16 protein-coding genes and 1 pseudogene are annotated in these 24942 nt (G+C 72.9%); 12 read left to right on the top strand and 5 right to left on the bottom strand.

Features of this window, described 5'->3' with window-relative positions; genetic code table 11:
- Nucleotides 1-22 precede the first annotated feature (22 nt).
- The 4 genes from rbfA (at nt 23) to JIW86_RS13265 (ending at nt 6118) form a co-directional block, all read left to right on the top strand.
- A complete protein-coding gene (rbfA, locus tag JIW86_RS13280; protein ID WP_257553933.1) occupies nt 23-484 on the top strand; it encodes a 30S ribosome-binding factor RbfA in 462 nt (153 codons plus the stop codon).
- On the top strand, nt 481-1389 hold the full coding sequence (gene truB, locus JIW86_RS13275) for a tRNA pseudouridine(55) synthase TruB (protein WP_257553932.1): 909 nt from the start codon (nt 481-483) through the stop codon (nt 1387-1389). The genes rbfA and truB overlap by 4 nt, the downstream gene beginning before the upstream one ends.
- Nucleotides 1390-1647: 258 nt before the next feature.
- Nucleotides 1648-5025 (top strand): serine protease, encoded by a 3378-nt coding sequence (locus tag JIW86_RS13270; RefSeq protein ID WP_257553931.1) that lies wholly within the window; start codon nt 1648-1650, stop codon nt 5023-5025.
- A gap of 136 nt (nt 5026-5161) precedes the next feature.
- Nucleotides 5162-6118, top strand: a complete 957-nt coding sequence (locus JIW86_RS13265; protein WP_215148777.1) for a bifunctional riboflavin kinase/FAD synthetase — start codon at nt 5162-5164, stop codon at nt 6116-6118.
- On the opposite strand, the pseudogene JIW86_RS13260 reads toward JIW86_RS13265, so the two are convergent.
- The 3 genes and pseudogenes from JIW86_RS13260 to eccE all read right to left on the bottom strand — a co-directional run.
- A pseudogene (locus JIW86_RS13260) lies at nt 6033-8416 on the bottom strand (SCO5717 family growth-regulating ATPase); the annotation flags it as partial. The gene JIW86_RS13265 and the pseudogene JIW86_RS13260 sit on opposite strands and share 86 nt — an antisense overlap.
- A gap of 73 nt (nt 8417-8489) precedes the next feature.
- On the bottom strand, nt 8490-9188 hold the full coding sequence (locus JIW86_RS13255; RefSeq protein WP_257553929.1) for a hypothetical protein: 699 nt from the start codon (nt 9186-9188) through the stop codon (nt 8490-8492).
- Complete coding sequence (gene eccE / locus JIW86_RS13250) at nt 9185-10459, bottom strand: type VII secretion protein EccE (RefSeq protein WP_257553928.1); 1275 nt, start codon at nt 10457-10459, stop codon at nt 9185-9187. Before eccE ends, JIW86_RS13255 begins: the two co-directional genes overlap by 4 nt.
- Before the next feature lie 258 nt (nt 10460-10717).
- Here eccE and eccB point away from each other — a divergent pair, with 258 nt between their 5' ends.
- The 4 genes from eccB to JIW86_RS13230 all read left to right on the top strand — a co-directional run bounded on the left by eccB (nt 10718) and on the right by JIW86_RS13230 (nt 14478).
- The gene (gene eccB, locus JIW86_RS13245; protein WP_257553927.1) at nt 10718-12307 is read left to right on the top strand and encodes a type VII secretion protein EccB; all 1590 of its coding nucleotides are present in this window, start codon (nt 10718-10720) and stop codon (nt 12305-12307) included.
- Nucleotides 12308-12318: 11 nt separating this feature from the next.
- Nucleotides 12319-13569, top strand: coding sequence for a type VII secretion-associated serine protease mycosin (gene mycP, locus JIW86_RS13240; protein ID WP_257553926.1), 1251 nt, complete (start codon nt 12319-12321; stop codon nt 13567-13569).
- A 213-nt stretch (nt 13570-13782) separates the two neighbouring features.
- A complete protein-coding gene (locus JIW86_RS13235) occupies nt 13783-14127 on the top strand; it encodes a WXG100 family type VII secretion target (RefSeq protein WP_215148787.1) in 345 nt (114 codons plus the stop codon).
- A 42-nt stretch (nt 14128-14169) separates the two neighbouring features.
- Nucleotides 14170-14478, top strand: a complete 309-nt coding sequence (locus JIW86_RS13230) for a WXG100 family type VII secretion target (RefSeq protein WP_257553925.1) — start codon at nt 14170-14172, stop codon at nt 14476-14478.
- 69 nt (nt 14479-14547) lie between these two features.
- Here JIW86_RS13230 and JIW86_RS13225 read toward each other — a convergent pair whose 3' ends face one another.
- Both JIW86_RS13225 and eccCa read right to left on the bottom strand, forming a co-directional pair.
- Nucleotides 14548-14793 carry a DUF397 domain-containing protein gene (locus tag JIW86_RS13225; protein WP_215148791.1) on the bottom strand — a complete coding sequence of 82 codons (246 nt, stop codon included), beginning with the start codon at nt 14791-14793 and terminating at the stop codon, nt 14548-14550.
- A gap of 76 nt (nt 14794-14869) precedes the next feature.
- Entirely contained in the window at nt 14870-18838 is a 3969-nt protein-coding gene (eccCa, locus tag JIW86_RS13220) for a type VII secretion protein EccCa (RefSeq protein WP_257553924.1), read from the bottom strand.
- A 196-nt stretch (nt 18839-19034) separates the two neighbouring features.
- Between eccCa and eccD the strand changes: the two genes are divergently transcribed.
- The 4 genes from eccD (at nt 19035) to JIW86_RS13200 (ending at nt 24914) form a co-directional block, all read left to right on the top strand.
- Nucleotides 19035-20540: a type VII secretion integral membrane protein EccD gene (gene eccD / locus JIW86_RS13215; RefSeq protein ID WP_257553923.1), complete on the top strand. Its 1506-nt coding sequence runs from the start codon at nt 19035-19037 to the stop codon at nt 20538-20540.
- A gap of 183 nt (nt 20541-20723) precedes the next feature.
- Nucleotides 20724-21011: a 30S ribosomal protein S15 gene (gene rpsO, locus JIW86_RS13210; RefSeq protein WP_215148797.1), complete on the top strand. Its 288-nt coding sequence runs from the start codon at nt 20724-20726 to the stop codon at nt 21009-21011.
- Between the two features lie 304 nt (nt 21012-21315).
- Entirely contained in the window at nt 21316-23538 is a 2223-nt protein-coding gene (locus JIW86_RS13205) for a polyribonucleotide nucleotidyltransferase (protein ID WP_257559306.1), read from the top strand.
- The gene (locus JIW86_RS13200) at nt 23535-24914 is read left to right on the top strand and encodes a M16 family metallopeptidase (protein WP_215148799.1); all 1380 of its coding nucleotides are present in this window, start codon (nt 23535-23537) and stop codon (nt 24912-24914) included. Before JIW86_RS13205 ends, JIW86_RS13200 begins: the two co-directional genes overlap by 4 nt.
- Nucleotides 24915-24942 lie beyond the last annotated feature (28 nt).

Raw genomic sequence — 24942 nt, 5'->3', positions numbered from 1 at the left:
GACATAAGAAGGAGACGGACCAGTGGCCGACAATGCGCGGGCGAAGAAGCTGGCGGACCTCATCCGGGAGGTGGTGGCCGAGAAGCTGCTGCGCGGTGTCAAGGACCCCCGCCTCGGTACGCACGTGACCATCACGGACACCCGGGTCACCGGCGACCTGCGGGAGGCCACGGTCTTCTACACGGTCTACGGCGACGACGAGGACCGGGCCAGTGCGGCAGCGGGCCTGGAGAGCGCCAAGGGCGTACTGCGCTCCGCGGTCGGCCGGGCGGCGGGCACCAAGTTCACGCCCACCCTGACCTTCGTCGCGGACGCCCTCCCGGAGAACGCCAAGACCATCGAGGACCTCCTCGACAAGGCACGGACCTCCGACGCCCAGGTGCGCGAGGTGTCCTCCGGCGCGCAGTACGCCGGTGACGCCGACCCGTACAAGAAGCCCGGTGAGGACGCAGACGACTCCGACGAGGACGCAGCCGCGGAATGAGCAGCAACGCAGGGAAGACTCCGGACGGCTTGATCATCGTCGACAAGCCGTCCGGCTTCACTTCGCACGACGTGGTCGCCAAGATGCGCGGGATCGCCAAGACCCGCCGCGTGGGCCACGCCGGCACGCTCGACCCGATGGCGACGGGCGTGCTGGTCCTGGGCGTCGAGAAGGCCACCAAGCTCCTCGGCCACCTCGCGCTCACGGAGAAGGAGTACCTCGGCACCATCCGGCTGGGGCAGAACACCCTGACGGACGACGCCGAAGGCGAGCTCACCTCCTCCACGGACGCCACCGGGGTAACCCGGCAGGCCGTGGACGAGGGCATCGCCAAGCTGACCGGCGAGATCATGCAGGTCCCGTCCAAGGTCAGCGCCATCAAGATCAAGGGCGTGCGCTCCTACAAGCGCGCGCGGGACGGCGAGGACTTCGAGATCCCGGCCCGGCCCGTGACCGTCTCCTCGTTCCAGGTGTACGACATGCGCGAGGCGGAGGCCGAGGACGGCACCAAGGTCGTCGACCTCGTCGTCTCCGTCGCCTGCTCCAGCGGTACGTACATCCGCGCCCTGGCCCGTGACCTGGGCGCCGACCTCGGCGTCGGCGGGCACCTGACGGCGCTGCGGCGCACCCGGGTGGGCCCGTACAAGATCGACCGGGCGCGCACGCTGGACCAGCTCCAGGAGGAGCTGACCGTCATGCCGATCGGCGACGCGGCAGCCGCGGCCTTCCCGCGCTGGGACCTGGATGCCCGGCGCGCCTCGCTGCTCGCCAACGGCGTGCGGATCGAGATGCCGGACACGTACGAGGCCGGCCGGACCGTGGCGGTCTTCGGACCGCAGGGAACGCTGCTCGGGCTCGTGGAGAGCAAGGGCGGAAAGGCCAAGTCCCTCGCGGTCTTCGTCTGACCCACCGCCGCTGCTTTCGTTGAAGCGGAGTGTTCGTTGACGTGGAGCGATGAGCGCGCATGCACTGGCGCTCACCGCTCCACGACCCCCCTCGGGTAGGTCTCTATCCACCCGGAGCCCCGTATTCACCCGTCCGAGCAGGCGCTCGGAGTGAATGGAGGGAGCGTAAGGGGGCGCGTTCGCCACACGTGCTTTTCGTGCTGATCTTCACCTGCCTACCGTCGTGAACACGGGGCGTTGCGGGGGAGTGGTGCGGCCATGGCGGAGCTCGTCACAATCTGCGATCTCGCCGGTCAGGCGCGCGGCAGCGGGTTCGTCGCCGACGACCGCGGGACGGTGGTCACCAGCCACGAGGCGGTCGAGGGACTGAGCCGGGTGGTGCTGCACGCGCCCGGCCCGGCCGGCCGGACCTGGCTGGCCGAGGCGGGCGACGTCACCGCCCTGCCGGGGCTCGCGCTGGCGCTCGTACGGACCGACGGGCTCGGGATGCGGCCGCTGCCGGTGGCGGTGCGCGAGGCCATCGCTCCGGGGACGTACGTACGGCTGCCCGCGCGGGGATGGCGGCAGGCGCGGGTGCTCGGGGGCGCCGAGGTCACCTATCCGACGGCCGGCGGACTGCACGCCGTGCCCGCCCGCGCCGCGATGGAGCTGGCGATCGGAACCGATGGGCGGGACGCGCTGAGCCTGGGCGGGGAGGCCTGCGGCGGCCCGGTCCTCGACGCCGAGACCGGAGCGGTGCTTGCCGTCCTGGGCACCGCTCTGCGGGCGGAACACCGCTCTGGTGGCTTCGCGGTGGCCCTGCGCGCGGCCGCCGTCGCCGACCCGGCCGGTCCGCTGGCCGCGCTGCTGGAACGCAATACCGCGACCGTGCCCGCGTACGGGCCGGACCTGAACCTCGCCGGGATCCTGGAACTGACCGGGACCACCGTGGGCGCGGCCTTCCCCCCGGACGAGGCCGAACCCGGCTTTGACCCCGTGGAGCGACCGGGGACCGCGGCCGAACTGGAGGCCTTCACGGCGGGCGACGGCCTCGTCCTCGGCCTGGTCGGCGAACCGGGCACCGGCCGGACCACCGCGCTGGCGGCCCTGGCCGTACGCCGGGCACGCGGGTCCCGTCCCGCCCCGACGCTGTGGCTGCGCGGCGCGGACCTGACCGCCGGGGACACCTCGCTGGCCGACGCGGTGACGCGGGCGCTGGCCGCCGCGGCCCGGATCGTCACCGCCGGGGGCCCGGCCGAACCGGGGGACCGGCCCGCGGCCGAGGCGGACGCCGAGCAGGTGGCGCGGGTGGCCGGGGAGGCCGGGCGGGCGCTGCTCGTGGTGCTCGACGCCCCCGAGGAGATGCCGCCGGAGCTCGCCCACCGCCTCGGGCCCTGGACCGAGGCCACCGTCGGCTGGCTGCGCGCGGCGGGCGCCCGGCTGGCCGTCGCCGCCCGCCCCGAGCACTGGGAGCGGGCCGGCGCCCTCTGCCCGCCCGAGGTGCTCCACACCCCGGCCCGCCCCGCCCGCCGGATGCCGCCCGCCCTCCCGCTCGGCGACCTCACCGCCGCCGAGGCCGAGACCGCCCGGGCCCGCCTCGGCATCCCCGAGGGCGCCGTCCGGGAGGCCGACGCCCGGCACCCGCTCACCCTGCGCCTGCTGGCCGGGATCCGCGCCGCCGAGGTCACGGTCGGCCGCCCCGGCCGCGACGAGGTCTTCGCCGCCCACCTGGACCTGCTGTGCCTGCGCGCCGCGGTCCGCGTCGCCGCCGACCAGGCCGGGGGCGCCCGGGTGCACGGCCCCGGGGTGCGGCGGCTCGCGACGCGCATGGCCGGCCGGGTCCACGAGGCCGCCCGGCGCTGCCTGGGACCCGGGCAGGGGTCGCTCGCCAGGGCCGACTTCGAGGAGCTGTTCCCGTGGCGCACCGGCTGGGCCTCCGCCGTGCTCACCGAGGGACTGCTGGTGCCCGCCGGGCCCGGCTTCCGCTTCGCCCACGAGGAGCTGTCCGACTGGATCCAGGCCTTCCACCTGGACGTCCCGACCGCCCTGGCCTCCCTCGTCCACCGGCCCGCCGGGCCCGGCCTCCCCGTACCCCGGCACCGGATCGGGCCCGTCCTGGAGGCCCTGCGCAGACTGCCCGCGCAGAGCCTGCGCGGCGAGCTCCAGCGCCTGGTCGACCGCCTCAACGCCCTCGCCGAGGCCGGGACCGGCGCAGCCGAACCCGACCGGGTCTGGTGGGCCGCCCGACTGCTGCGCGAAACCCTGCTGCGGGCGCCCGACGCCCACCCCCACCTCCCCGTCCTGCACGCCCTCGCCGAGCACGTGGCCCGCGCGGGCCCGGGCGAGTTCGGCGGCTGGTTCTGGAACCGGCTCCGGCTGCCCGAGCCCGACCGTCTCGACCTCCTGCGCCGGCTGCTGCCCGCCGACCCCGCCGAGGCGGTCCCCGGCGACCGCTACCTCGACGCCGCGGCCCGCCGGCTCGTCCGGGCCCCCCGGTTCGCGCAGCCCCTGCTCTGCGCCTGGTTCACCGACGGGCGGCGGCTGCGCGGCCGGCCCGGGGCCACCGTCGCCACCGCCGCGCAGGCCCTGCTGCACACCCACCGCCGCCTCGCCGTGGACGACCTCACCGAGGCGCTCGTCACCGCCGCGCACCCCCGCGCCGACGAACTGCTCGCCGTACTCGCCGAGGAGGAACCCTCCGCGATGTGCCGGGCCGTGGACCGCTGGGCCCACGACGAACGGCCCGGGCGGCGGGTCGCGGCCGCCGCGTACGGCCTCGCCACCGCCCCGCACGTGCGCACCCCCGCAGACCGCGAGCTGCTGCGCTACGCCGCCCAGACGCTGCTGGCCCGCCCCGCCGACGCCGCCCTGCACGGCAGCGCCCTGGCGACGCTGCTCCGCGACCCGCAGGTGCGCGGCCGCTACCTGCCTGACGCCCTCGCCTGCTTCCGCGCCCCCGAGCACGGCCCCCGGCTGCCCGCGGCGGCGCTGGTCGCGGCCCTGCCCGTACTGCCCGACCCGGACGCGGTGTTCGACGCTCTGCGGGAGCGGGCCGACGGGGAGGTGGTGCGCGCCCTGGCCGCGCTGACCACGCCCGGGCTGGCCCGGCGCGCCGGTGACCTCGTACGGGAGCACCTCGCGCGCCGTCCCGAGGACGCCCCGCACGCCGCCGCGTTCGTCGACCGGCGCCTGGAACAGGGCCCGGCCGCCGGCCCGGTGCTGCGCCCGCTGGTCCTGGACCTGCTGCGGTCCGCCCCCGCGGCGGTACGGGCCGAGTTGGCCGCCGTACTGGCCGCGCCGGGCGGGGAGCCCTCGTACGCGCTGCGGGGCGAGCTGGCCGACGTACTGCTGCGCAAGGAGACGGACCCGCGGGTGCTCGACGCGTTCCTGGGGGCCGTCGCGGCCGGGGCCGCCGCCCGCCCGGAGGACCGTACGCGGGAGCTGCTGCGGCGCACCGGGCGACAGCTGCTCGGGGCCCCCGGCGGGCCCGCGGTGTTCGAGCGGCGGACGGTGGAGCTCGCCCGGTCCGACCCGGCCTTCGGGGCGTTCGTGGCGCGCTGGCTGGCGCAGGCGGGCGTGGAGGCGGCGGCCCTGCTGGGCCCGAGCGCGCGGCGGACCGTGGAGACCTTGAGCAGGGCCGCTCCGGACGTGACGTGACGAGGGGCCGCGGCGGCCGCGGAGGCCGTCCCACCCGGACGCCGATGCGGGGCCCCGGGCACCGGCATGGCAGTCTTAGACCTGTAATCGGCAATCAGTACAAGGCCTACACGGGTTCGGGCGAGGAGCGGTCACAGTGCAGCGCTGGCGTGGCTTGGAGGACATCCCCCAGGACTGGGGACGCAGCGTCGTCACCATCGGCTCCTACGACGGTGTGCACCGGGGTCATCAGCTGATCATCGGACGGGCCGTGGCCACGGCGCGTCAGCTCGGCGTCCCGTCCGTCGTCGTCACCTTCAGCCCGCACCCGAGCGAGGTCGTCCGCCCCGGCAGCCACCCGCCGATCCTGGCCCCGTACGACCGGCGTGCCGAACTCATGGCCGGGCTGGGCGTGGACGCCCTGCTGATCCTGCCGTTCACGGCGGAGTTCTCGCAGCTGTCCCCGGCCGAGTTCATCGTGAAGGTGCTCGTCGACAAGCTGCACGCGCGGGCCGTCATCGAGGGCCCCAACTTCCGCTTCGGCCACCGGGCCGCCGGGAACGTCGACTTCCTGCGCGAGCTGGGCGGCACGTACGACTACGAGGTCGAGGTCGTGGACCTGGTCGAGCGGGGCGAGGCGGGCGGCGGCGTGCCGTTCTCCTCGACGCTGGCACGCAGGCTGGTGTCCGAAGGGGACATGGAGGGCGCGGCCGAGATCCTGGGGCGTCCGCACCGGGTCGAGGGCGTGGTGGTGCGCGGTGCGCAGCGCGGGCGCGAGCTTGGCTACCCGACGGCGAACGTCGAGACGGCGCCGCACACCGCGATCCCGGCGGACGGGGTGTACGCGGGCTGGCTGACGGCCGACGGAGAGCGGATGCCCGCGGCGATCTCGGTGGGGACGAACGTGCAGTTCGACGCGACCGAGCGGACCGTGGAGGCGTACGCGATCGACCGGATCGGGCTGGACCTGTACGGGCAGCACGTCGCCGTCGACTTCCTCGCGTACGTGCGGGGGATGGCGAAGTTCGAGTCGCTGGACGGGCTGCTGGAGGCGATCGCGGGCGACGTGAAGCGGGCGCGGGTGCTGACGGACGCGTACGACGCGGCGCGCTGACGACGACGAGGTCACTGACGGGCAAGGGCCCGTACCGTCCCGGTTCCGGGGGCGGTACGGGCCCTTCCTGCTGTCGGCGGGTCAGCCGAGGCGCGGGTCCCGCGGCGGCTGCTGGGGCTGCTGCGGCGCGGCCGGGGGCTGCTGCCAGGGCTGGCCGGGCTGCGGGTAGGGCTGGGCGTACGGCTGTTGCGGCTGCGGCTGCTGGTACGCGGGCTGGCCCTGGGGCTGGCCGTACGGCTGCTGCGGCTGGGGCTGCTGGGCCTGCTGGTGCGGGGCTCCCCAGTGGCCCTGCGGGGCCTGCTGCTGGGCCCGCAGGAAGTCCTCCGCCACGAGGGCGGAGAGGTTGAAGTAGGCCTCGCGGGTCTTGGGCCGCATCATGTCGAGATCGACCTCGGCGCCGGCCGCGAGGTGCTCGTCGAACGGCACGACGACGACGCCGCGGCAGCGGGTCTCGAAGTGCTGGACGATGTCCTCGATCTTGATCATCTTGGCCGTCTCGCGGACTCCGGAGATGACGGTGAGGGAGCGCGAGACGAGGTCGGCGTACCCGTGCGCGGAGAGCCAGTCGAGGGTGGTGCTGGCGCTGCTGGCGCCGTCCACGGACGGGGTCGAGATGATGATGAGCTGATCGGCCAGGTCCAGGACTCCGCGCATGGCGGAGTAGAGGAGCCCGGTGCCCGAGTCGGTGAGGATGATCGGGTACTGGCGGCCCAGCGTATCGATGACGCGGCGGTAGTCCTCGTCGTTGAAGGTCGTCGAGACGGCCGGGTCCACGTCGTTGGCGATGATCTCCAGACCGGAGGGCGCCTGCGAGGTGAACCGGCGGATGTCCATGTACGAGTTCAGGTACGGGATCGCCTGGACCAGGTCCCGGATGGTGGCCCCGGTCTCGCGGCGCACGCGGCGGCCGAGGGTTCCGGCGTCGGGGTTCGCGTCGATGGCCAGGATCTTGTCCTGGCGCTCGGTGGCGAGGGTGGCGCCGAGGGCGGTGGTGGTCGTGGTCTTGCCGACGCCGCCCTTGAGGCTGATGACGGCGATGCGGTAGCAGGACATGACCGGCGTGCGGATCAGCTCCAGCTTGCGCTGGCGCTCCGCCTCGGCCGCCTTGCCGCCGAAGCGGAAGCGGCCGCCGGCGTTGTTGTTGTTGTTCTTGGGCTTCTGCTTGTTGCGCAGCAGGCGGTCGGAGGACAGCTCGACGGCGGCCGTGTAGCCGAGCGGGGCCCCGCCGGCGGCCTGGCCGGAGTACCGGGGGTCGTGCGGCTGCGGGGGCTGCTGTTGCGGATGCTGTTGCTGCGGTACAGGTCCCGGTACCGGTCCCGGTCCGTTGGGCCACTGGCTACCGGAGCGGGGGTCGTACTGCGGCACCGGGGCCGGAGCGGGTGCCGGGGCCGGATTGACCGGAGCCGGGGCGACCGGGGCCGGAGCCGGCGGCGGGAACGCGTAGTCGTCCGGAGCCGCGAACGCGGGCGGCGGCGACGGCAGTTCGCCACCGGGTCCCCCGAACGGGTTCTCGGCGCCGGCGTGCGGTACGTCCGCAGGGCCGACCGGGGCGGGCGCCGCCTGCTCCGCGACGGGCACGGCGTCGGCCACGGGCGGTGCGGGCACCTCGGCCTCGACCGGGGGCAGCGCCGGAGCCTGGTACGCCTGGTACGCCGGAGGCTCGATCGGGGCGGGGAACTCCACGGGCGCGGGAAGCTCGGCCGGGGGCAGCGCCGGAGCCGGGAACGCGGGTGCCTGGAACGCCGGTGCCTCGATCGGGGCCGGGGTCTCCGCCGGTGCCGGGGAAGCGACGGGCGCGGGCACCTCTGCCTCGGCCGGGGGCAGCGCCGGGGTCCGGAACGCCGGAACCTCGACCGGAGTCAGGGCCGGGGCCTGGAACGGCGGAGCCGCCTCGACCGGAGCCGGGGCCGGCGCGGGGGCCGCGTCGACCGGAGCCGACTCGGCCGGAGCCGGAGCCGGAGCCGGAGCCGGCGTCGTCAGAGGCGTGGGCATGCCCGAGCCGTCGGACGGGGTCCGCGGGGCCGGCGGCGCGATCCGCATCGTCGGAGGCGAGGCCACGTCCGACGGGCGGTGGGGTTCAAAGCCGCTGCCCTCGGGCAGCCCCGGTACCTGCGCGGCCGGAGCCGCGCCCTGGGTGTACCAGGCCGGCGGGGTGTAGTCGATGGTGAACTCGCCCGTCAGCTCGGGCTCCGCGTCGGACTGATCGTCCGTCGGGACGTCCCACGTCCCGCCGCGCCTCTCGTTCCGATCGCCGCTCACTGGTCCTCCTGGTCTGTCGAACACTGGTCCGGCGCCCACCTCGACGCCGCGCCCACGCTCAGCCTAATCGCGGCCCGGTACCGGTGTCCGCCCCCGTCTGCCCCGCCGGCGCTCAGTCGATCCGCCGGGCCGGGCCCAACAGGCCCGTCTCCGCTTCCGTCCCCTGGGTCATCACGAACTGCCCGTCCCGTGGCGTACACCACAGCGTCACCCCGTCGCCCAGTGTCGGCAGGGAATCCACCGCGGGCCGCGGCAGGCTCATCAGCCGGCCGATCTGCTCCGCCTCGTCCGGCGACACCCGCTGCACGCCCACCAGCGACGACTGCTGGAGCAACCGCGGCGCCGTCGGGCTCAGGTACGGCAGCAGCGTCAGCACCGACTGCCAGGGCCCGGCCACCACGCGCCCGCGCGGCGGCCGCATACCGCAGTCCCGGATCACCAGCACCGGGCTGCCCGCCGACGCGCCCTGCGGGGGCACCCGGCCCACCTCGTGCAGGGTCACGCACTGCTGCCCGCCGCCCGCCGCCTGGGCCAGCCCGGACCACACGTGCCCGCGCCCCGTCTCCACCGCCACCCGCGCACCCGTGGCCGCCGCGCGCAGCGCCAGCACCTGCGCCGTCCACAGACCGCCGATCAGGGTCACCTCGTACGGGGTCGGCCGGTTGACGCCGAGCACCGCCGGCCGCCCCTCGGCGTCCACGCCGATGACGACCCCGTCGTCCCCGACGGGCAGCGCGAGGGCGTCGAGGTCCACGGCGGGCACCACGTGCCGCTCCCGACGCGGGCCGACCAGCCCGAAACCGCCCCTCATCGCGCCCCTCCCAGCGGCAGCGAAGCCAGCAGCCCCGGTACCTGTTCACGGTCGAGCCGGACCAGCCCGGTCTTCACGCCCCGCGCCGTCCGCTCCAACTCCCGCCGGGCGGCGACCAGTTCCTCGTCGCTGCGCCCCGTCACCCGGACGTGTCCGCTCAGCGTCACGCCCTGGCGCTCCGCCGGGGCGATCGTCAGGCTGAAGTTCGTCGCGAGAGCCGGCAGCGAGGTCAGCAGCGCCACGAACTGCGGCAGCGCCGCCGCCCCCGCGCCGCCCAGCTGCGGCCAGCGGCCTATCCAGTACGTGGTGTGCCGCCGGTCGTCACAGCGCCAGGTCCGCGGGGTCTCCTCCGTACGCCGCCCCGTGCTGGCCGACCGCCCGGCCTGGGTGATGGCCATCGGGTTCGCGCACGAGGAGGTGGCCAGGGCCGCCGTGAGTTCCTGCTCGGTCAGCACACTGGCCTTGAACCCGGCCCCGGCCAGCCGGCTCGCCAACTGGTCCGCCGCGCGCACCACACACCGCTGGGCACCCGCCAGCCCGCCGCCGCGCGCGGTGACCGCCTCGGGGCACAGCTCCGGGTCGAGCTTGAGCGCGATCCAGGTCAGCCGCACCGCCGGGGTGCCGGTCCGGGCCTGCAGCGGCGCGTAGTTGCGCGTGGCCATCGACTGGGCGGGCAGGTGCGGGGCCGGCGCGGGCTGGGTGTGCTGCACCAGCTGCGCGGACTCCAGCCGGATGCCGTCCACTTCGAGGATGTCCCGTACGACGGCCAGCGGCAGCGGCCGCGCCCCCCGGTCGGGCCGCAGTGCGGTGGCGTCCGTGTCCACCTGGACGACCGCGGTCAGGAAGGTGCCGTCGCCGATCATGCCGACCGGCCGCCGGTCGCGGTCGTTGAACGTGAGCGTGCGCAGTGCCGGATCGGCCTCGACGAGCGGCGCCAGCCCGGGCTCCGTGCCCGCGGGCACGGTCAGGGACGCGGCCCGGCGCCGTCGCGCGCGCAGCGCGAGCGCACCGCCGATCCACTCGGGCAGGGAGCGCTGGTGCCGGCGTACGACCGCGAGCACCACCAGGACGAGCGCGAGGACCCCGGCGGGAACCAGCAGCATCGGTTCGACCACCCAGGCCACCAACAGGACGGCCGCGGCCACCTGAAGCAGTACGAGCTGTTGCAATCGGAACGGACCGAAGCGGCCGGGGCTCGACTTCGGATGCGGCGTCACCCCGCCGTGTGCGGGTGCGGCCGCGCCGGTCTGCGGCTGCGTTGCCGTTGCCATCACTCGCGCACTTCCCCTTTCGGTGCCCAGACCCCGTGAGTTCCGGCACTGCGCGACGGCAGCCGCGCGATCCCGGAATCTCCCCAATCCACCCCAACGAGCCCTGATTACCCCGGTGTGGAAGGCGCTGAGCGGCACCCTCACCCTACCCGGCCCCTGCATACCGTCGGTCAAGAGGCATAGTAGGTGCCCGGTCCGACAATCGAGGCTCGGGGACCGTACTCACCGACCGGGCCGTGCGGGGAGAAGCAGGCGGTCATGGCATCACGACGTGATGAGCTCAACGCGTACACCTTTGCGAAGCGGCGCACGGTGGCCGCGTTCCTCCAGCCGTCCGCGACGGGCACCGAGGAGGGCGCGCCGCGCCCGCTGCGCGCGGTCGTCCCGGGCGTGATCGTCGCCGCGGTCGTGCTCGCCGCCTTCGGCGCCTGGGGCATGTTCAAGCCCACGGCCCCCAAGGGCTGGGCGGACGCCGGCACCCAGGTGCTCGTCGGCAAGCAGTCGACGACCCGGTACGTGGTCCTGACGACGAAGGTGAACGGCAAGGACCAGACCCGGCTGCACCCGGTGCTCAACCTCGCCTCCGCCCGACTGCTGCTGGACCCCTCGAAGTTCAAGGTGATCCAGGTCGACGACAAGGTCCTGGACGCGGGCAAGCCGCCGCGCGGCCCCATCATCGGCATCCCCTACGCCCCCGACCGGCTCCCCGCCAAGGAGGACGCGGCCAAGGCCAAGCGCTGGGCCGTCTGTCAGCAGCCGGGCGGCAACGGCCGCGGGGTGCAGACCGCCGCCTTCGTGCTCGCCGACCGCGAGGCGCACCTGACGGACGACGAGCGCAGGCTCACCGACACCCAGACGCTGTACGTGCAGAGCACCGGCGCGGGCAAGGAGCGCTACCTGGTCGACGCGGCGGGCACGAAGTACAAGTTCCCGGAGGGCACTGCGGCCGCGGGGACGATGACCAACGCCCTGGTCGGCACGAGCGCCACCCCGCAGCAGGTCACCGAGCAGTGGCTGGCGACCCTCAACTCCGGTGACGACCTGGCCTTCCCGCAGCTGCCCGGCAAGGCCGGCGCCAACGCCGACGTCAAGGGCCTGGTCACCGCCGACAACAAGGTCGGCATGGTGCTGACGGCCCAGACGGGCTCCGGCACCCAGCACTACGTGGTCCTGCCCGGGAAGGTCGCGCCGGTCTCCGAGTTCGTCGCCTGGCTGCTGATCTCCGCGCCCGCGACCGACGGCCTCAACATGCACGGCAAGGCCCGCGAGGTCGACCTCCAGGCCCTCAGCCCGGATCCCGCCCCGTTCGCCGGCGACGTCAAGTGGCCGCAGAAGAAGGCGGAACGGGTCAACCAGAGCGCACCGGCACCCGGAGCCCAGGCCACTGACCCCGGCGGCCGCGACACCGTCTGCAACGTCCTGCGCGCGGTCGACGGCCAGGGCAGCCAGACGCTGAGCACCTGGGCCGGCACCGGCTTCCCCATCGACATCACCGCCAGCGGCACCAGCGCGTACGTCACCCCGGGCTCGGGGCTGCTCTACACGCAGGTCCAGGGCAAGCAGACCACGGCCGGCGGCTCCCTCTTCCTGGTCACCGACACGGGCCTGCGGTACGCCGTCCAGGCCAACGGCGACAGTGACGCCGAGCAGTCGAAGATCGGCGCCCCCGACCAGCAGGCGAAGGGCGGCACGGCGGGTGCCCCCGGGGCCCCGGAGCCGAGCCAGGCGCAGATCCGGCTCGGCTACGCGGGCGTGGCACCGGCCATGGTGCCCATCGCCTGGTCGGAGTTCCTCTCCAAGGGCCCGCGGCTGGACACCAACTCCGCCCGCCAGCCGCAGGGTTCGTGAGGAAGCCGCCGATGACCCAGCTCCCGCAGCGGCGGCACGCCCTGCTCGCCGCCGCCTTCGCCCTCGCCGGGGTCTGCGCCGCCGCGCCCGCCACCGCCGGGCCCGCCGCGCCGCAGCCCCCGTACGCCCTGCGTCTCGACGGCGCCGGCGAGTGCACCTTCCCCATGAAGAAGCAGATCGAGGACCGCCCCTGGGCCCTCCAGCGGCTGCTCCTCGACGAGTTGTGGGCGCACACCAAGGGCAAGGACAAGAACGGCAACAGCGTCCGCGTCGCGGTCATCGACACCGGTGTGGACCGGGCGAACCCCCAGCTCAGCGGCGCTCTCGACGTCGGCGCCGGCAAGGACCTGATCGACCCCAAGGGCGGCGACGGAACCACCGACACCGTCGGCCACGGCACCAAGGTCGCCGGACTGATCGCGGCCCGCCCCCAGGAGGGCACCGGCTTCGTCGGACTGGCCCCCGACGCCACGATCATCCCGATCCGGCAGAACGACGGGCAGGGCAAGGGCAACGCCCTCTCGCTGAGCCAGGCGATCGACCACGCGGTGGCCAAGGGCGCCCAGGTGATCAACATCTCCCAGGACACCGACGTACCGCTGACCGCGGACTCCGAGCTCGGCAAGTCCGTGCAGAAGGCCGTCGACGCCAAGGTCGTGGTGGTGGCCTCGGCGGGCAACGACGGCATGAGCGGCGAGAAGCGCAAGACCTACCCGGCGGCCTTCCCCGGCGTGCTCGCGGTGGGCGCCTCGGACCGCAACAACGAGCGGGCCGCCTTCTCCCAGCCCGGCGACTTCATCGGGGTGGCGGCGCCCGGCGTCGACATGGTCTCCACGGTCCCGGGCTTCGGCCAGTGCATCGACAACGGCACCAGCTTCTCCGCCCCGTACGTCGCCGGGGTCGCCGCCCTGCTCCGCGCCAAGCACGGGGACTGGTCGGCGCAGCAGATCGTCTGGCAGATCCAGAACACCGCCGAACGCTCGGTCAAGGGCCGCGACGACTACGTCGGCTGGGGCATCGTCGACCCGGTGCGCGCGCTCAGCCAGGACCGAGAGGTCCCGAAGGCGCCCGTCCCGGACCCCGGCCCGCCCCCGGCGGCCGCCCCGGAGGCGGCCGCGCTCCGGCTCACCGAGACGGCCCAGGAGCGGGAGGAGCGGTTCGGCACGTACGCTCTCGGCATCGGCGCCGTCCTCATCGCCGTCATCGCGGGGACGGCGACCGTCATCCGGGACGCACGCAGCCGCAGACGCCGTTTGCAGTGAACGGTCACAGTTCATCTACGGAAGCAACCCACTGGTGTTGGGCCGTGAGGCTGAACTGACTAGAGTGACGGCAGGCTTCACGAATGTGATCGGGGGATCGCGTGAAGCGGAGGGGGATGTCCGGGGCGCGTGACTCAAAACCGCGCCGGGAACGTCCGCTCCGCCACGCAATCCGCCGGTTCTGCCGGCGAATTGAGAAGTGAGGAGCTTCGGATGACGAATAATTTCGGACTCGCGGACGATCCGGTCGTCAAGGCGGCCAACAGGATCGGCGAGACGGCCAACGCCGTCACCACCCAGGCCCGCGAGCTGGCCGACATCATCGCCACCGTCAGCGCGGGCTGGACCGGTGTCGGTGCCGCAGGTTTCGCGAAGGCCCAGACGGACCTCAACACGGAACACGACGAGATCCGCCGGCTGCTCGGGGTCCTGCACCACGCGGTCTCGCAGACCAAGAACCTGAGCAACGCCCAGGACGAGGACGTACGCGCTGCATTCCGGGCGGTCGCCCCCTCCGGCGGTGCGGGCGGCGGCCGGTCCGGCCTCGAGGGCATCTGACCGGCGTCGTTCCCAGCCACCACCAGCGCGAAGGAGAAGATCATGTCGGGAAATGACGGCAACACCCGGGTACGGTACGAGACCGTTCAGCAGATGGCGGACCGCATCCGCGTCGTGTCGAACAACATCATCAAGGACCTGAACGAGATGGAGCAGGCCGTGAAGGTGGTGACCGACACCTGGGACGGTGAGGCGCACCGCGAGTACGTCACCCTCCAGAACAAGTACAAGCGCGTCGCCGACGAGATGCAGAAGAAGCTGGAAACCGTCGCCAAGCTCATCGAGCAGGGCAAGGGCGACTACCGCGCCACCGACGTGAAGGCCTCGCGCCTGTTCACCGAGGCCTACTGAGCCCGGTACACCACGTACGAAGGGGCGCGCCCGCACCGGGCGCGCCCCTTCGGCGTACCGCCGCCCGTCTCAGGGCCGGTGGCGGTCGAGGTCGAACTCGCCGTCCCGGGCCCCGAGTACGAAGGCGTCCCACTCGGCCTTGGTGTACCGCAGCACCGTGTCCCGGTCCAGGGAGGACCGCATGGCCACCGCGCCCTCGGGCAGCCGGGCGATCTCGACCCGCTCCTCGTCGGGGCTGGTCCCGGGAGGGCCCTCCCACTCCACGCCGCTGATGTCGAGCGCGTACAGCTCGTCCTTCTCCTGCTGGGTGCCCATGTGCGGCCTTTCCCCTCGGTGGCGCGGTCTTCACCGCCGATTATCGGTGCTGCGCCGCCGAGGGGAACCGGTTTCCTCACATTCCCGGCATCCGCCCGAGCTGCACCAGCGAGGTGCCCCGCCTGCGCGAGGCGAAGTACGCCCGGCCCGGCGGCATCGGACGCGGCCGCACGTTGCCGACCAGGTCGCCCTCGGAGGGATCGCCGGACAGGACGACGCCCTGCGCGCCCAGCTCCTTGATCCGCTGCATGAACGGCTCGTACATCGACCTCGAGGCACCCGCCGAGTTCCGCGCGATGATGAAGCGCACGCCCGTGTCCCGGGCGAAGGGCAGGAAGTCCACCAGCGGCGCCAGCGGATTGCCCTGGCTCGTGGCCACCAGGTCGAAGTCGTCGATGACGATGAACACGTCCGGCCCCGTCCACCAGCTGCGGTCGCGCAGCTGCTGCGGAGTGACGTCGTTCGGCGGCTGGCGGCGGGAGAACACCCCGCCCAGCGCCTCCATGTGCATCTGCAGCGAGCTCGCCATCGGCGCGTACTCCAGCAGGTGTGCCTCCGGCAGCGCCCCGAGCAGGCTCCGCCGGTAGTCGCCCACCACTAGGCGCGCCTGCTCCGGCGTGTACCGCTCCGCGATCTGCTGGGTGATGAGCCGCAGCAGGTTCGTCTTGCCCGACTCGCTCTCGCCGAAGACCAGGAGGAACGGGTCGGAGTCGAAGTCGACGAACACCGGCTCCAGATCCGTCTCGTCGATGCCGATCGCGATCCCGCGGCCCGGGTGGTTCCCGCCCCTGGGCAGCTGGTCGGCGTGGAGCAGCCGCGGCAGCAGCCGCACTCCGGGGGCCGCGGCCCCCGCCCAGTGGCGCTTCACCGCGTCCACGAAGGCGGCCGTGGCCTCCGACAGGTCCGCCGGGTCGTGCGAGCCGTCGATCCGCGGGAGCGCGCCCAGGAAGTGCAGCTTCTCCGGCACCTGGCCGCGGCCCGGCATCCCCGTGGGGACGTTCGCCGCGACCTTCCGGTCGAACTCCGAGTCCATGACGTCGCCGAGCCGCAGCTCCAGCCGGCTCAGCATCTGGTCCTTGAGCGCCGAGCGGACCTCCATGTACCGCGCCGCGGTGATCACCACGTGGATGCCGTAGCCAAGACCGCGGGCCGCGATGTCCGTGACCACCTGCTCCAGGCCCTCGTACTCGCCGCGGAAGCCGCCCCAGCCGTCGATGACCAGGAACACGTCGCCCCACGGCTCACCGGGCAGGTCGCCCGCCGCCCGCCGGCGCCGGTAGGTGCCGATCGAGTCGATGTTGTTCGAGCGGAAGAACTCCTCGCGGCGGTTGAGGATGCCCCCCACCTCCGCGACGGTACGGCGCACCCGCTCCGGGTCCAGCCGCGAGGCGATCCCGCCCACGTGCGGCAGCTCGGCGATCGAGGACAGGCTGCCACCGCCGAAGTCCAGTCCGTAGAACTGCACTTCGCGCGGGGTGTGCGTGAGCGCGAACGAGGAGATCAGCGTCCGCATCAGCGTGGACTTGCCCGACTGCGGACCGCCGACCACCATCATGTGGCCCGCCGCACCCGAGAAGTCCCGGTACAGCACCTCGCGCCGCTGCTCGAACGGCTTGTCGATGAGGCCGAGCGGCACGACGAGCCCGCCGGGGCGCGTGTACCCGTCCGCGTGCAGCCCGCGCTCCGTGCTCGGCGCCAGCGCCGGCAGCAACTGGTCCAAAGGCGGAGCCTGGTCCAGCGGCGGCAGCCACACCTGGTGCGCCGGCACCCCCTGCCCCTCCAGCCGGCTCACGATCACGTCCAGCACCGTGTCCGCGAGCGCGTCGTCCTCCCGCGCCGACTGCGCCGCCAGATACGCCGGGTCGGGGGCCGCGTACACCACCGGCACCGGAGCCGCCGTGAACAGCGCGGGCCGCCGCTCCACCGGGAACAGGCCCACCGACAGGTCCGGCCCGCCCGAGCGGTAGGTCCCCGAGACGTACGCCGCCTTGAACCGGGTCATCTCGTCCGTACCGAACTTCAGATAGCCCGAACCGGGCACCGACGGCAGGTGGTAGGCGTCCGGCACACCGATCGCCGTCCGCGACTCCGCCGCCGAGAAGGTCCGCAGACCGATCCGGTACGAGAGGTATGTGTCCAGCCCGCGCAGCTTGCCTTCCTCCAGCCGCTGCGAGGCCAGCAGCAGGTGCACGCCCAGCGACCGGCCGATCCGGCCGATCTGGATGAACATGTCGATGAAGTCGGGCTTCGCCGTCAGCAGCTCGCTGAACTCGTCGATGACCAGCACCAGCGAGGCCAGCGGCTCCAGCGGAGCACCCGCCGCGCGCGCCTTCTCGTAGTCGTGGATGTTCGCGTAGTTGCCCGCCGAGCGCAGCAGCTCCTGACGGCGCTGCAGTTCGCCCCGGATCGAGTCGCCCATCCGGTCCACGAGCGTGAGGTCGTCCGCAAGGTTGGTGATGACCGCCGCCACGTGCGGCATCTGCCCCATGCCCGTGAAGGTCGCACCGCCCTTGAAGTCGGCGAGGACGAAGTTCAGCGTCTCCGAGGTGTGCGTGACCGCCAGACCCAGCACCAGCGTGCGCAGCAGCTCCGACTTGCCGGAACCGGTCGCGCCCACGCACAGGCCGTGCGGCCCCATGCCCTCCTGCGCGGCCTCCTTGAGGTCCAGCATCACCGGAGCGCCGCCCTCGCCGACACCGATCGGCACGCGCAGCCGCTCACCGGCCGACCGCGGCCGCCAGGTCCGCGCCACGTCCACCGCGGCCGCGTCCCCCAGGTTCAGCAGATCCGTGAAGTCCAGGTTGGCCAGCAGCGGTTCGTCGTCGTCCCCGCCGCCCGTGCGCAGCGGGGCCAGCTGACGGGCCAGCGCCTCCGCGGCCGGCAGCGACAGGGTGTCCGGCGTGCCCTCATACGCGAGGCCCGCGCCCGACTCCAGGCGCAGCCGGCCCGGTCGCACCACGACCGACAGCCCGCCGCGCGGCTCGTCCAGCTCGCCCGCGACCACCTCGACGATGGTGACGCCCTGCAAACCCTCGGCCGCCGCGAACACCGAGTCCGGCGGCACCAGGCCACCGCGAGGTGAGTTGGGGTCGAGCACGACCACCAGGTGCGGCTGGTCCAGCACCGGGGACACGTCACGGCTGAACCGCGGCCGCCCCTCCAGCCGGGGTGCCAGCAGCCCCTCGAGCTCACCCAGGTCGTCGCCGAACAGCCGCTTCGTACCGGCCCCGTCCACCTGCCCCGGGACCTGCGCGTGCGGCAGCCACTTCGTCCAGTCCCACGACGGCACCGCACCCGGCGCGGCCACCACGGCCACCACCAGGTCCTCGGGGGAGTGCAGCGTCGCCAGCTGCGCCACCAGCGCCCGCGCCGCACCGCGCGCCGACTCCGGCTCACCCGACACGGTCACGTGGTAGAACGCCCGGATCGACACCGCCATCGGCAGCCCGTCCAGTGAGGAGTGCACCTTCAGGAAGCGCTGCATCGCGCCCGCAGTCAACGGCTCCAGCTCGTCCACCGGCGCCGTGTCCGGCGCCACCAGCGCCGTCGACAGGCGCTGCGAGCCCAGCCCGAGCCGCGCCTGACCGAAGTCCGCGTCACCGACCCGCCGCTCCCACAGCCGCGAACCCTCGGCCACCACCGACCACAACTGCTCCGGAGCCGGGTGCAGGTACAGCTGCGCGTCGCGCTGCGCCCGCGCGGTCCGGCGTACCTGACGACGCGTCTGTGCAAGGTATTTGAGGTAGTCCCGGCGCACATCGGCCATTTGCCCCTGCGTACCCCGGCGGTGCCGCACCAGCTGCGCGACCACCATCGCCACCGTCGACACCAGCATCAGCACACCCATGATGCGCATGAACGGCGCAGCACCCGGCATGAAGAAGAACACGACGGAGGAGCCCATGCCGAGCATCGGCAGGAGCTGCATCAGCATGCCCTCCTGCTGCCCCCGCGGTAGCTCCGGCGGTGCCTCCAGCCGCAGCTCGTCCGAAGGCACTTCGGGCGGCAGGGACCGCGGCGGGCGTTTGACGACGATCTGGCTCACCGGAGCATCAATCCCTCGAAAACGGACGGGACACCGCAACCGGCGCCCCCAAGTCCCGGGCGGGGAGGGGGTCTCCTCCACGCGTCGGTGATCCTACTTGCCGACTGTCGGGCAGACGCCCGGTAGGGTGGCGCGCGCAGTATGCGCATCCGCGAATCGTCCGCCGCCGCGGGCACCAACACGGGGGGTCACACAGGTGAGTACGGCCGCAACGACGGGCTTCTGCAGGGTCACCGTCGTGGCCCCGGACAGCCGGATCGACGTCGCCCTCCCCGAGGACATCGCCGTCGCCGACGTCTATCCCGAGCTGCTGCGCCTCACCGGCCAGACCCAGCCCGTCGGTGCCCCCACCGGCTTCCACCTCGTACGCCGCTCCGGCACCGTCCTCGACGGCGCCCGCACCCTCGCCGCCCAGCAGGTCCTCGACGGCGAGGTGCTCAGCCTGCGCCCCTTCGCCGAGTCCCTGCCGCCGGCCGTCTTCGACGACGTCTCCGACGCCGTCGCCTCGGCCGTCGTCCGCGACCGGCACCGCTGGAGCGACGACATGCTGCGCGGCACGGGCCTGGCCGGCGCCGCACTGCTCCTCGTCATGCTCGGCTTCGTCCTCTGGTACGCCGACCCCCTGCGCCACGACATGCACGGGCTGCCGGGGATCATCGCGGGCGCCGTCGGAGTCCTGCTCACCGCCGTGGCCGGCGTCCGCGCCCGCGTCTACCGGGACCGGGGCTCCGCCGTGGCACTCGGCCTCGCGGCCCTGCCGCAGCTGCTGATCGCCGGCTCCGGGATCATCGCCCCCGCCGCCGGCCAGGGCCCCGGCCGCCTCCAGTTCCTGCTCGGCTGCGTCTGCGTCCTCGTCGCCTCCGTGGCGCTGGTCGCGCTCACCCCCAGCGGCGACGCCCCCTTCGTGGCGGCCACCTTCGTCGCCGCCACCGGCACGCTGGCCACCTTCACGGCCATCGCCACCGGCGCCTCCGCGACCGCCACCGCAGCGGCCTGCGCACCCGTCGCCATCGGCCTCGTCGCCTTCCTCCCCGGCCTCTCCGCCCGCTTCGCCCGCCTGCCCATCGGCTACGCCGCCCCGCAGAGCGCCACCGAGGATTACGAGACCCCGGACCGCTACGAGACGGAGCCGTACGGTGACCGGCCCGGCACCGACCAGCACGACCCGGGCGCCACCCTCGACGCCGAGCAGATCGCCGCCCAGGCCCGCCGCGGCCACGAGATGCTGCTCGGCCTGGTCGGCGGCTGCGCCGCGGTCGCCGTGGGGGCCGCCGCCGTCCTCGGCTTCTCCGACAACACCTGGGGCAGGCTGCTCGCCCTCGCCACCGGCCTCGCCATGCTGCTGCGCGCCCGGCTCTTCCGCTACACCTCCCAGGTGGTGTGCGCCCTCGCCGCAGGCCTCGTCGCCATCGCGCTGCTGATCCTGGGCCTGGCCCTGCACCCGCCGGCCGACCTGATCGAAGCCCTGGTCATGAAGCAGGACCACAGTGGCATGGACCTCCGTACGATCTGGCTGACCGCCGCCGTCTCGGCCGGCGCGGCCCTCCTCGCGGGAATTGCGCTTGTCATCCCCCGCAAGGGCCTGTCACCCTTCTGGGGAAGGCTGCTCGACCTCACCGAGGCGGCGGTCCTGCTGAGCCTGGTCCCGCTGGCCCTGGCCGTGCTGGACGTCTACTCCCGGGCCCGCGCTCTCACCAGCTGAGACGCCGCGTCCCGGCAGCCTGGTACGCTGTGTGACGGCCGTTTGTGTACGCGTCCCCCGGACTCCTCGACAGAGGGTCTGTGGACTGCGCTCAGCGGACCTCGCCTCCCGAGTTACGGAAGATCCCCAGAGAATTCGACCTGGGGCACTCGGTGGCACTGAAGACCTAAACGAGGAGTACGCGTGCCGCTCGACGCCGCTACGAAGAAGCAGATCATCAGCGAGTTCGGTGCCAAGGAGGGCGACACCGGCTCTCCCGAGGTCCAGGTCGCGATGCTCTCCCGCCGCATCTCGGACCTGACCGAGCACCTCAAGACGCACAAGCACGACCACCACTCCCGTCGTGGTCTGCTGATCCTGGTCGGCCAGCGTCGCCGCCTGCTGCAGTACCTGGCCAAGAAGGACATCCAGCGCTTCCGTGCGCTGGTCGAGCGCCTCGGCATCCGCCGCGGTGCGGCCGGCGCCAAGTAAAGCGCTGTGGAGGGAGCGGTTCCCACATCCGGGGGCCGCTCCCTTTGCTGTACGTGCGGACCGGACCGGACCCTTTGTAGTCTGGAAAGGCCGCACGTGCGCGTCTGAGGCAGACGCGCACAACTGAAGAGGAGGAGCGCCCTCCCGACGCCGCCGGTCCTCGGTAGTGGCACCCGGAATGCCCCAGGGGCAACGAACCGGATGCTTCGATCGAAGACCGGCCCGCACGCCAGGAGCGCTTCTCCGCAACCGTCCACCGCCACACGGGCGGCGGACGGAGACGACGAAAATGGAGAAAACGCTAGTGGAGAACGAGACCCACTACGCCGAGGCCGTCATTGACAACGGTTCCTTCGGCACCCGCACCATCCGCTTCGAGACGGGCCGTCTGGCCCGCCAGGCCGCCGGCTCCGCCGTTGCCTACCTGGACGACGACACGATGGTGCTTTCCGCCACCACCGCGTCGAAGAAGCCCAAGGACCAGCTCGACTTCTTCCCCCTGACGGTGGACGTCGAGGAGCGGCAGTACGCCGCCGGCAAGATCCCCGGCTCCTTCTTCCGCCGCGAGGGCCGGCCCTCCGAGGACGCGATCCTCACCTGCCGCCTGATCGACCGCCCGCTGCGCCCGTCCTTCAAGAAGGGCCTGCGCAACGAGATCCAGGTCGTCGCCACGATCATGGCGCTCAACCCCGACCACCTGTACGACGTCGTCGCGATCAACGCCGCGTCCGCGTCCACCCAGCTGGCCGGTCTGCCCTTCTCCGGCCCGATCGGCGGCGTCCGCGTCGCGCTGATCCGCGGCCAGTGGGTGGCCTTCCCGACGCACACCGAGCTCGAGGACGCCGTCTTCGACATGGTCGTCGCGGGCCGCGTCCTGGAGGACGGCGACGTCGCGATCATGATGGTCGAGGCCGAGGCCACCGAGAAGACCATCGCCCTCGTCAAGGGCGGCGCCCAGGCGCCGACCGAGGAGATCGTCGCCGCGGGTCTCGACGCCGCGAAGCCGTTCATCAAGGTCCTCTGCAAGGCCCAGGCCGACCTGGCCGCCAAGGCCGCCAAGCCCGAGGGCGAGTTCCCGGTCTTCCTGGACTACCAGGACGACGTGTACGAGGCCCTCGCGGCCGCCGTCAAGGGTGACCTCTCCCAGGCGCTGACCATCGCGGGCAAGCAGGACCGCGAGGCCGAGCTGGACCGCGTCAAGGAGATCGCCGCCGAGAAGCTCCTCCCGGCCTTCGAGGGCCGCGAGAAGGAGATCTCCGCCGCCTACCGCAGCCTGACCAAGGCCCTGGTGCGCGAGCGCGTCATCAAGGACAAGGTCCGCATCGACGGCCGCGGGATCACGGACATCCGTACCCTCGCCGCCGAGGTCGAGGCCATCCCGCGCGTGCACGGCTCGGCGCTGTTCGAGCGTGGCGAGACCCAGATCCTGGGCGTCACCACCCTCAACATGCTCCGTATGGAGCAGCAGCTGGACACCCTTTCCCCGGTGACCCGCAAGCGCTACATGCACAACTACAACTTCCCGCCGTACTCCGTCGGCGAGACCGGCCGCGTGGGCTCGCCCAAGCGCCGCGAGATCGGCCACGGCGCGCTCGCCGAGCGCGCCATCGTGCCGGTCCTCCCGACCCGCGAGGAGTTCCCCTACGCGATCCGTCAGGTGTCCGAGGCCCTCGGCTCCAACGGTTCGACGTCCATGGGCTCGGTCTGCGCCTCCACCATGTCGCTGCTGAACGCCGGTGTGCCCCTCAAGGCCCCCGTCGCCGGCATCGCCATGGGTCTGATCTCCCAGGAGATCGACGGCAAGACCCACTACGTCGCCCTCACCGACATCCTCGGTGCGGAGGACGCCTTCGGCGACATGGACTTCAAGGTCGCCGGCACCAAGGAGTTCGTCACCGCGCTCCAGCTGGACACCAAGCTCGACGGCATCCCGGCCTCGGTTCTGGCCGCCGCCCTCAAGCAGGCCCGCGACGCCCGCCTCCACATCCTCGACGTGATGATGGAAGCGATCGACACGCCGGACGCGATGTCCCCGTTCGCCCCGCGGATCATCACCGTCAAGATCCCGGTGGACAAGATCGGTGAGGTCATCGGCCCCAAGGGCAAGATGATCAACCAGATCCAGGAGGACACCGGCGCCGAGATCACGATCGAGGACGACGGCACCATCTACATCGGTGCCTCCGACGGCCCGGCCGCCGAGGCCGCCCGTGCCACGATCAACTCGATCGCCAACCCGACCATGCCGGAGGTCGGCGAGCGCTACCTGGGTACGGTCGTCAAGACCACCACCTTCGGTGCCTTCGTCTCCCTGATGCCCGGCAAGGACGGCCTGCTGCACATCTCGCAGATCCGCAAGCTCGCCGGTGGCAAGCGCGTGGAGAACGTCGAGGACGTGCTCGCGGTCGGCACCAAGGTCCAGGTGGAGATCGCCGAGATCGACTCGCGCGGCAAGCTCTCCCTGATCCCCGTGATCGACGGCGAGGCTGCCGGCGACGACGCTGACAAGGACGACTCCGACAAGTGATGTCGCGTAGTTCCCGTGTGACGGCCCGCCCCTCTTCGGAGGGGCGGGCCGTCGCCCGTACCCAAACCCTTCTCCAGGGGCAGAACGGCATCGGCACCGTCCGGCGCACCGTCCTGCCCGGCGGACTGCGCATCGTCACCGAGACGCTGCCCTCCGTCCGCTCCGCCACCTTCGGCATCTGGGCGCACGTCGGCTCCCGTGACGAGACGCCCACGCTGAACGGCGCCACGCACTACCTGGAGCACCTCCTCTTCAAGGGCACCGCCAAGCGCAGCGCCCTCGACATCTCCTCCGCGATCGACGCGGTCGGCGGAGAGATGAACGCCTTCACGGCGAAGGAGTACACCTGCTACTACGCCCGGGTGCTCGACACCGACCTGCCGCTGGCCATCGACGTGGTCTGCGACATGCTCACCGGCTCGCTGATCCGCGAGGAGGACGTCGACGCCGAGCGCGGAGTCATCCTCGAAGAGATCGCGATGACCGAGGACGACCCGGGCGACATGGTCCACGACCTGTTCGCGCAGACCATGTACGGGGACACCCCCCTGGGCCGCCCCGTCCTCGGCAGCGTCGACACGATCAACGCCCTCGGCGCCGACCGGATCCGCCGCTTCTACAAGAAGCACTACGACCCGACCCACCTGGTGGTGGCCGCCGCCGGCAACGTCGACCACAACAAGGTCGTACGCCAGGTCCGCGCCGCCTTCGAGAAGGCCGGCGCGCTGACCCGCACCGACGCCGAGCCGATCGGCCCGCGCTCCGGCAGCAAGCGCATCCGCACCTCCGGCCGCGTCGAGCTGGTCAACCGCAAGACCGAGCAGGCCCACGTGGTCCTCGGGATGCCCGGCCTCGCCCGCACCGACGAGCGCCGCTGGGCGCTGGGCGTGCTGAACACCGCCCTCGGCGGCGGGATGTCCTCCCGCCTCTTCCAGGAGGTCCGGGAGAAGCGCGGTCTGGCCTACAGCGTGTACTCGTACACCTCGGGCTTCGCCGACACCGGCCTGTTCGGCGTCTACGCGGGCTGCCGCCCCAACCAGGTCCACGACGTGCTCCGGATCTGCCGCGACGAGCTCGACAAGGTCGCCACGGACGGACTCGCCGACGAGGAGATCAAGCGGGCCATCGGCCAGCTCTCCGGGTCGACCGTCCTCGGCCTGGAGGACACCGGCGCAATCATGAACCGCATCGGCAAGAGCGAGCTGTGCTGGGGCGACCAGATGTCGGTCGACGACATGCTGGCCCGGATCGCCTCCGTGACCCCGGACGACGTCCGCTCGGTCGCACAGGATGTACTGGCCCAGCGGCCCTCGCTCGCAGTGATCGGCCCGCTGAAGGAGAAGCAGGCAGCCCGTCTCGACGAAGCGGTCGCCTAGTCCCGTACGCACGTAAGGAAGCAAGCAA

Source organism: Streptomyces sp. NBC_00162 (assembly GCF_024611995.1).
Lineage (GTDB): Bacteria > Actinomycetota > Actinomycetes > Streptomycetales > Streptomycetaceae > Streptomyces.
The sequence above is the reverse complement of the archived record's forward strand: the minus strand, read 5'-3'. Positions and strand labels throughout refer to the sequence as shown.